The organism is Nesterenkonia sphaerica (genome assembly GCF_005771565.1).
Lineage (GTDB): Bacteria > Actinomycetota > Actinomycetes > Actinomycetales > Micrococcaceae > Nesterenkonia > Nesterenkonia sphaerica.
In genome coordinates this window covers 1-2,055 of record NZ_VAWA01000043.1, presented here as the reverse complement: position 1 = coordinate 2,055, position 2,055 = coordinate 1, and the positions used below count along the sequence as shown (strand labels likewise).

Here is a 2,055-nt window from a genome sequence, read left to right as displayed (position 1 = left end):
TTGCTACACCCTCATCTGCGATGAGCCGCTTTGCCGGTGCGGGCTGGCACCAGATCCAACAGCCGCGCTTGCACGGCCCCGCGAGCGTTGCGGGTCAGGTCGACCATGCCTGTCAGTGCCTTCGGCCCCCGCCGAGCAGGGTTGAGGTGATGCCAAATATGTTCGTCCACTCCGAGGGTCTTCACCCCGGCGAAGCGTCCCTCGTCAGCGGCAGCTTGCTCCAACAGTGGCCGGATCGCTTTCCACGCAGTGTGCCAATCCACCCCCAGCTGGCGAGCCAAGCCCTGGACCGAGAGGTTCTCCCGCCGCATCTGCCTGATGCCCCAGGCGATGCAGCGGCGGGTCAGCAACGCCCGGGGCGCGGCCACTACGGGGTTCTGCTTGAGTGAACACCCCGCGTGAACAGTCTGGGTCGTGGCAGTGCCACCGACGCTTACGCCACACAAGCCGGGCCGGGGCCGCGTATACCGGAGCATCAATCAGCTCCACTTCCCGGCGCCGGGCACTGACGGCGACGACTCCGCAGTCGGGGCAGCCGGTGAGGGTCTTGGCTGATTCGACCCAAACGATCAGCGCCGTCTTCTTAGCCGGCCGGTCAACAGCAGTGACGTGAAGGCCTTCAAGGCCAGCGAAGAGGTCGCAGTCATGGCAGTAGCTGATCTTGCTTGTTGGGCAAGCAGAGACAGGGCGCGTATTCTCGAACATCGGGGTCGGGGTCCTTCTGACGACGTGTTGCTTGGTCGCTACACATCATCGAGGCCCCGGCCCCTTCTTCATGCCCTACTCAAGATCTTCCGCGCGTCGCCAGCCCCACCCCAGGTCCGAAGAGCCCCTTTACCGTCTCTCGAAACTGGGCCCCCGGAGTGAACGGCGGTCTTATCTGAGCGACTACGGCTTGCTCGCTTGGAAATCGCGTAGCGAACGGGCACGGGCGTATCTCAGGAAGCTGAACCTAAGACCTGGGAGCTCCAGGTGCGTGTTGCACGCGGTATACCCCCGCTAGAGCCTCGGCCAACTCTCGGGCAGCTTTTCCTAGTACCTCGAATGCTTCCCGATAGCGTTCCGGATCAGTCGAACTCCACTCTGGAGCAACGTGCAACGCACTGTTGGAGTCGTCCGAGAACATATAGAAGGTGATCCATTCGTCGTAAGCTTCAGCTGCGTCCCTGCAGCGGGTCCAGACTTTGGCGACCTCCGGGTCCCATAATTCGCGGGAGTCCCGGTTCCAACGACGAATTTGGTGCTCAAGTTGACGCACAAATTGGTCAGGCAACCTCTTATGATCTACATGTTCAACGAGATATACGTGGAAATTACTGTCGAGTTCCCACCCCGCCATGCGCTCCTGGAGGAGCCCTAAGTCTCTCCTCCAGTCTTCCCTGGAAAGATCCTCGATCCGGTCCTGCAGCTGGTTCTTCAGCGATGCGGTCTTTCGTCGAGCGAGGGACCGAACAAAGCAGGGGCCCATAATGACGAGGAGGAATGCAAGGCTCCATCCTCCCAAGTAGTACGACTCGTAGAATTTGCGTGCGGACTCAGATGCCGCCATGACGATAAAAGCTACGACGCCCCCAATAGTGGCTACCCACGAGAGCCATCCGAGAGATTCTCCGGATAGAGACCGATCCTCAGATGAAGTAGACACAAACAGACTCTACATTCGGATTGGTTGCCTTGCATCCACAGGGGCTGATGCAGGAACTGGTGACAGGTTCGGTTTCCTGTTCAGGCCGCTAGTGTCAGCGCCTGTGTGAGCAGTTTCTCCTCATAGGCGATCGGGGTCAACTTCCCCAGCCCTTTCTGCTTCCTCTTTCGGTGATACGTCCGCTCAATCCAGGCCACGATCCTCAGTCGCAGCTCTTCTCGGGTGGCCCAGGGCTGGGCATCGAGGACGTTGTTCTGCAGCAGTGAGTAGAAGGACTCCATGGCCGCGTTGTCCCCGGCCGCGCCGACTCTGCCCATGGATCCGACCAGGCTGTGGTGCTCCAGCGCGCGGAGGAATTTCTTTGCTCGAAATTGAGATCCGCGGTCGGCGTTAACCGGAACTCCGGTTAA

3 protein-coding genes and 1 pseudogene are annotated in these 2,055 nt (G+C 60.2%); all 4 read right to left on the bottom strand.

The window, feature by feature from the left end:
• Positions 1–11 precede the first annotated feature (11 nt).
• A complete protein-coding gene (locus tag FEF27_RS13725) occupies positions 12–368 on the bottom strand; it encodes a helix-turn-helix domain-containing protein (protein WP_243729254.1) in 357 nt (118 codons plus the stop codon).
• A 55-nt stretch (positions 369–423) separates the two neighbouring features.
• A pseudogene (locus FEF27_RS13920) lies at positions 424–705 on the bottom strand (ISL3 family transposase); the annotation flags it as partial.
• Between the two features lie 247 nt (positions 706–952).
• Entirely contained in the window at positions 953–1,645 is a 693-nt protein-coding gene (locus tag FEF27_RS12950; RefSeq protein WP_138171300.1) for a hypothetical protein, read from the bottom strand.
• A gap of 80 nt (positions 1,646–1,725) precedes the next feature.
• Positions 1,726–2,055 (bottom strand): integrase core domain-containing protein (locus tag FEF27_RS12945; protein WP_208009907.1); only part of this gene is annotated, 330 nt, incomplete at its 5' end.